Annotated in this window: 7 protein-coding genes; all 7 read left to right on the top strand. The window is 34.0% G+C overall.

Features of this window, described 5'->3' with window-relative positions:
* Window positions 1-120: 120 nt before the first annotated feature.
* The 7 genes from H6F47_RS26555 (at window position 121) to H6F47_RS26585 (ending at window position 5,694) form a co-directional block, all read left to right on the top strand.
* Entirely contained in the window at window positions 121-606 is a 486-nt protein-coding gene (locus H6F47_RS26555) for a PIN domain-containing protein (protein ID WP_190651731.1), read from the top strand.
* Window positions 590-808 carry a hypothetical protein gene (locus tag H6F47_RS26560; RefSeq protein WP_190348304.1) on the top strand — a complete coding sequence of 73 codons (219 nt, stop codon included), beginning with the start codon at window positions 590-592 and terminating at the stop codon, window positions 806-808. The genes H6F47_RS26555 and H6F47_RS26560 overlap by 17 nt, the downstream gene beginning before the upstream one ends.
* Entirely contained in the window at window positions 789-974 is a 186-nt protein-coding gene (locus tag H6F47_RS26565; protein ID WP_190348297.1) for a hypothetical protein, read from the top strand. The genes H6F47_RS26560 and H6F47_RS26565 overlap by 20 nt, the downstream gene beginning before the upstream one ends.
* Window positions 975-1,179: 205 nt before the next feature.
* The gene (locus H6F47_RS26570) at window positions 1,180-1,434 is read left to right on the top strand and encodes a ribbon-helix-helix protein, CopG family (protein ID WP_187038366.1); all 255 of its coding nucleotides are present in this window, start codon (window positions 1,180-1,182) and stop codon (window positions 1,432-1,434) included.
* A complete protein-coding gene (locus H6F47_RS26575) occupies window positions 1,428-1,781 on the top strand; it encodes a type II toxin-antitoxin system PemK/MazF family toxin (protein WP_190651733.1) in 354 nt (117 codons plus the stop codon). The genes H6F47_RS26570 and H6F47_RS26575 overlap by 7 nt, the downstream gene beginning before the upstream one ends.
* Window positions 1,782-1,925: 144 nt before the next feature.
* Window positions 1,926-2,528, top strand: a complete 603-nt coding sequence (locus H6F47_RS26580; RefSeq protein ID WP_190651735.1) for a Uma2 family endonuclease — start codon at window positions 1,926-1,928, stop codon at window positions 2,526-2,528.
* A gap of 103 nt (window positions 2,529-2,631) precedes the next feature.
* On the top strand, window positions 2,632-5,694 hold the full coding sequence (locus tag H6F47_RS26585; protein WP_190651737.1) for an HsdR family type I site-specific deoxyribonuclease: 3,063 nt from the start codon (window positions 2,632-2,634) through the stop codon (window positions 5,692-5,694).
* Window positions 5,695-5,837 lie beyond the last annotated feature (143 nt).

Genomic DNA, 5,837 nt, shown 5'->3' on the forward strand with positions numbered 1-5,837 from the left:
TTCATTGGATGGAAGATATCATGAGATGTTGACATTTTCACCCTTAATAGGACTACTATAACTGAATATGTAAACTTTTGTAACGACATTCAACATTTCTGATTTAGAGTATAGATAAATATGAACAAAAAATATAAAATATATTTAGATGTTTGTTGTTTAAATCGTCCTTTTGACGATCAAAGCCAACCGCGTATTTACTTAGAATCACAATCAGTAATAACAATTATAAATCAATGTCAGTCAGGAAACTGGAAATTAATTAACAGCACTGCTTTAATTGCCGAATTAAACCAAACCCCAGACCTAGAAAGACTAAAAAATGTCAAAAAAATGCTTTCTATTGCTAAAATAAAAGTAATTAATAGTCATTTTATTGAAACCAGATCAACCGAACTACAACAATTAGGATTTTCCAGCTATGATGCTACTCATATCGCTAGTGCAGAAAGGAGTAACGCCGATGTATTTCTCACTACAGATGATAGACTAATTAAAAAAGCAAAGGCAAATTCTCAATTAGTGAATGTTAGAATTGATAACCCGGTGCAATGGTTAGCAGAAGTAATACAACTAGAGGAAAATAATGATGAAAACTCACAATGAAATTATCAAACAAGGTTATGATGCTTTAATCAAATCTTTAGGAGTAGCTGATACAATTAGATTTATTCAATATCTAAGTCCAGGAAAAGGAGACTATACCAAAGAACGTCATCAATGGTTAGATAACCAAACCTTAGCAGATGTTTTTGCAGAAATGAACCAAGTAGAAGACACCAACGAATATGAAGAAATTATTGAATAGTTGTATTTTATCAGATGCTTTAGAGTATATCAAAAACAAAAATATCGTTACAGAAATGGATAAAGAAATAAAAGCATTAGAAAAGAAAAGAGAAAAATACAAAAACATCAAACAGGGAATGATGCAACAACTACTAACAGGAAAAACGAGAATAATTGATAATTGATAATTGACAATTGATAATTATATGATCTTCCTTAGCGACTTTGCACCTTTGCGCGAAACCCATATAGTAGAAAACCCACATTTTCCGTAGGGTTTTAGCAATGCTAAACCCTGACAATATCTGTTGATTAATTTCTTGATTGCCAAAATTATAAAAACACAGTAAAATAAAGTTATACCCCACATCATACAAAAGGTATAACCAAATGACCAGCATTAAAACAGCCATTTCCATAGAACAATCATTATATGATCAAGTCAATGCATTAGCAACAGCAATGAAAATACCCCGCAGTAAATTGTTTGCTATTGCAATAGAGGAATATTTGCACCGTAAAAAACAACATCAAATATTAGAAAGTATCAATGAAGCTTATGCAGATGGTTTAGATGAACCAGAACAAATCATGTTAGAAAAAATGAGACATCATCAAGGGAAAATACAACAAAAAGAATGGTAATCAAACAAGGTGATATATACTGGATCGACTTAGGAGAACCCATAGGTTCAGAAACCGCTTATCTGCGTCCTTATGTAGTTATTCAAAATGATTTAATCAATAATTCTCAAATTAGGACAGTGATAGTTTGTGCATTAACTTCTAACTTGAGACGAGGAAAAGCCATAGGGAATGTTTTACTAGAATTAGGAGAAGCTAATTTAGATAAACAAAGCGTAGTCAATGTATCACAAATTTTTACAGTTGATAAATCCTTATTAACTGAAAAAATCGGTACACTATCCAAAGAAAGAATTAGACAAATTTTAGCAGGTTTAGCAATTATCACAGAACCACAAGAAACCTAACCTTTAACCTTTGCACCTTAGCGACTACCCTGCGGGATCTCCTGACGGATATTGCGCGAAACAAAGACACAATAAAATCAGTAATTTTGAATAGGAATTAAAAATTAGTTAAAATAAAACCAAACGCAAATACAATATAAACTTATGACTTATACCCCAATAAAAGCACTCACCTTTGAGCAATTTTTAACAGAATATGGGGAAAATACCCGTTATGAACTAATTGATGGAGAACTCAGAGACATAGAACCAACAGGACCCCATGAAGAAGTCGCGGGAAATATAGCCGGGAGAATTTACACACAAATTATATATCATAAATTAAACTGGTTAATACCAAAAACTTGCTTAATTAAACCCCCTGCTGCGGAAGCTACAGCACTCCGTCCCGATGTCATTGTATTAGATAAAAACCAACTGAGTCAAGAACCACTTTGGCAAAAAGAACCAATAATTTGTAACGGTAAAACCATTAAATTAGTTGCGGAAGTTGTCAGTACAAACTGGCAAGATGACTATGCTAGAAAAATAGAAGAATATGCCTTTTTAGAAATACCAGACTATTGGATATTAGACTTTCGTGCATTAGGAGGAATACAATTTATAGGCAACCCAAAACAACCGACATTAACAATTTGTCAATTAATTAATGGAGTATATCAACAACAAAAATATCGCTTAGGAGAGAGTATTTTTTCTCCACTATTTCCAGAATTAAAACTTAAATTAGATGATATAATGCCATAAAATAATTATACCTTTTTGCACTATGTCTATTACAAAAACCCCTCTCTGCGCCTCTGCGACTCTGCGCGAAAAATAATATACTAAAAAATAAACAGTAAAAACCATGAACGAAGTCGGACAACCAGAACGCGCAACCCAGAACCGAGTCATCGCACTACTCACCCAAAAACTAGGTTATCAATACATAGGAAACTGGTACAACCGCGCAAACAACAGCAACATAGAAACCGACTTACTCACCACATTTTTACGAGACATTCAAAAATACCCCCCAGACCTCATCAACAAAGCACTTCACGAACTAACCAAACACACCAACGACAAAACCCAAAACCTCTACAACATCAACAAAGAAATATACACCCTCCTACGTTACGGTATCAAAATCAAACCCGAAGCAGGGGAAAACACACAAACCCTTTACCTGATCAACTGGGAAGAACCCTTAAAAAATAGCTTTTACATTGCTGAAGAAGTCAGCATCAAAGGGGAAAACACCAAACGACCAGATATAGTTTTATACATTAACGGTATCGCTTTAGCAGTGCTGGAACTAAAACGTAGCACTGTACCTGTTTCCGAAGCAATTCGCCAAAATCTAGACAATCAAAAATCAATATTTATTAAACCCTTCTTTAACACCATACAGCTAGTCATGGCAGGTAACGACACCCAAGGACTACGTTATGGAACAATTGAAACCCCAGAAAAATATTACCTTACCTGGAAAGAAGACACCCACAGCGAAATTATCAACACCCTAAATATTACCAACATCTTAGATCAACACCTGCTGCAACTATGCGAAAAACACCGCTTTCTAGAAATTATCCACGACTTCACCTTATTTGATAGCGGTATTAAAAAAATCTGTCGCTCTCATCAATACTTAGGTATAAAAGCCGCCCAAGAGTATATCAAACGTCGAGAGGGTGGTATTATCTGGCACACCCAAGGCAGCGGAAAAAGCTTAACAATGGTCTGGTTAACCAAATGGATACGAGAATATAACCCCAATGCCAGAGTATTAATAATTACAGACCGCGAAGAACTAGATGGACAAATTGAAAGTATTTTTTTAGGTGTCAATGAAAACATTTACCGCACCCAAAGCAGTCAAGACCTCATTACCCAATTACAAAATACCACACCCTCATTAATTTGTTCCTTAATACATAAATTCGGGAAAAATAACAGTAACAACGAATCAAAAGATTATCAAGAATTTATCAAACAAATAAAACGCAACCTCCCGCAAAACTTCCAACCCCAGGGAGAATTTTATGTATTTGTCGATGAATGTCACCGCACCCAGTCCGGTAAATTACATAAAGCTATGAAAAAAATATTACCAAATGCTTTATTTATCGGTTTTACAGGAACACCATTATTAAAACAAGACAAACAAAAAAGCATCGAAGTTTTTGGTAACTATATTCACACCTATAAATTTAACGAAGCAGTAGAGGATCAAGTAGTTTTAGACTTACGTTATGAAGCTCGTCATGTAGAGCAGTATATCACCTCTCAAAGCAAAATTGACCAATGGTTTGAAAGTAAAACCAAACAATTAACAGAAACCGCAAAAGCAGAACTCAAAAAACGCTGGGGAACAATGCAAAAAATCCTCAGTTCCAAATCTCGACTAGAGATCATAGTCAAAGACATCATGTTAGATTTTAGCACAAAAGACAGATTACAAAATAGTAAAGGTAACGCCATTTTAGTAGCTGGAAGTATTTACGAAGCGTGTAAATATTATGAAATTTTCCAAAATGCAGGTTTTAGCAAATGCGCCATTATTACATCTTATGATGGTTCACTGCAAAGCATCAAAGGAGAAACCACAGGTGAAGGAAAAACCGACAAAATACATCAATATGAAATCTATCAAAAAATGCTCAACGGACAAAAACCAGACAAATTTGAAACAGAGGTAAAAAACGACTTTGTTCACCATCCTGAAAAGATGAAATTATTAATAGTCGTCAATAAACTATTAACTGGTTTTGATGCACCACCAGCAACATATTTATATATAGATAAATCCATGAGAGATCATGATTTATTTCAAGCAGTTTGTCGAGTCAACCGATTACATACACCAGACAAAGAATATGGTTATATTATAGATTATAAAGACCTATTTAAAAGTTTAGAAAAATCAGTTTATGATTACACATCAGCAGCATTTAGTGAATATGACAGCGATGATATAAACGGCTTATTAACTGATAGATTAGAAAAAGGCAAAAATGACCTAGAAACCGCCAGAGAAGCAGTAAAAGCCCTTTGTGAACCTGTAAAATACCCTTATGATACCCCAGATTATATTAAATATTTTTGTGGCAATACCCAAAACCCAGAAGATTTACAAACCACCGAACCCAGAAGATTAGTATTATATAAAAGTGTTGCTGCCCTAGTCAGAAAATATGCTAATATTGCCAACGAACTAGAAACCGCAGGATATACAACCAGAGAAATTTTTGATATTCAACAAGAAGTCAAACATTATCAAATTGTCTCAGAAGAAATTAAACTAGCAAGCGGTGATAAAATAGATTTTAAAGTTTATCAAAATGATATGCGTCACCTGATAGATAGTTATATTGGTGCAAAAGAAAGTCAAATTTTAGCCAACTTTGAAAATTTGACTTTAGTAGAATTAATAGTTAACAATGGAGTGAGTGCAGTAAATAGCTTACCTCCAGGAATTAGAAATAATCAAACTGCTGTTGCAGAAACTATAGAAAATAATCTGCGAAAGTTAATCATAGAACAAGAACCCACCAACCCCAAATACTTTGAGAAAATATCAATTTTATTAAATGAATTAATAGCGATCCGTCAAGATGAAACTCTAGCATATCAAGAATACTTACAAAAAATAGTCGCCCTAGCTAAACAAATTCAACAACCAAGTACATCATCCCAATATCCTGAGAGTTTAGATACACCTGCTAAAAGATCATTATATGATAATTTAGATCAAAATGAAGAATTAGCGTTAGATATAGATGCAGCAGTGAGGAATAGTAAACAAGATAGTTGGAGGGGAAACAAAATGAAAGAAAGGTTAATTAAAAACGCTATTAAGAAATATATCAAACCGGAAGATTTAGAAAGTATATTTGAGATAATTAAACAGCAAAGTGAATATTAAGGTGATGGGTGATGGGTGATGGGTGATTGGTGATTATTTATTAATTTGACGACAAGATTATTTCCTGTAGGGGCGAAGCATTCGGGCGATCAATTCTCAATTTGACGACAAGATTATTTTCCGAATGCTTCGCCCTATGACTA

Source organism: Sphaerospermopsis sp. FACHB-1094 (assembly GCF_014696195.1).
Lineage (GTDB): Bacteria > Cyanobacteriota > Cyanobacteriia > Cyanobacteriales > Nostocaceae > Sphaerospermopsis > Sphaerospermopsis kisseleviana.

Coding starts and splice junctions, on each gene's coding strand:
- H6F47_RS26555 (WP_190651731.1), top strand. CDS start 121: ATGAACAAAAAATATAAAATATATTTAGATGTTTGTTGTTTAAATCGT.
- H6F47_RS26565 (WP_190348297.1), top strand. CDS start 789: ATGAAGAAATTATTGAATAGTTGTATTTTATCAGATGCTTTAGAGTAT.
- H6F47_RS26560 (WP_190348304.1), top strand. CDS start 590: ATGAAAACTCACAATGAAATTATCAAACAAGGTTATGATGCTTTAATC.
- H6F47_RS26570 (WP_187038366.1), top strand. CDS start 1,180: ATGACCAGCATTAAAACAGCCATTTCCATAGAACAATCATTATATGAT.
- H6F47_RS26580 (WP_190651735.1), top strand. CDS start 1,926: ATGACTTATACCCCAATAAAAGCACTCACCTTTGAGCAATTTTTAACA.
- H6F47_RS26575 (WP_190651733.1), top strand. CDS start 1,428: ATGGTAATCAAACAAGGTGATATATACTGGATCGACTTAGGAGAACCC.
- H6F47_RS26585 (WP_190651737.1), top strand. CDS start 2,632: ATGAACGAAGTCGGACAACCAGAACGCGCAACCCAGAACCGAGTCATC.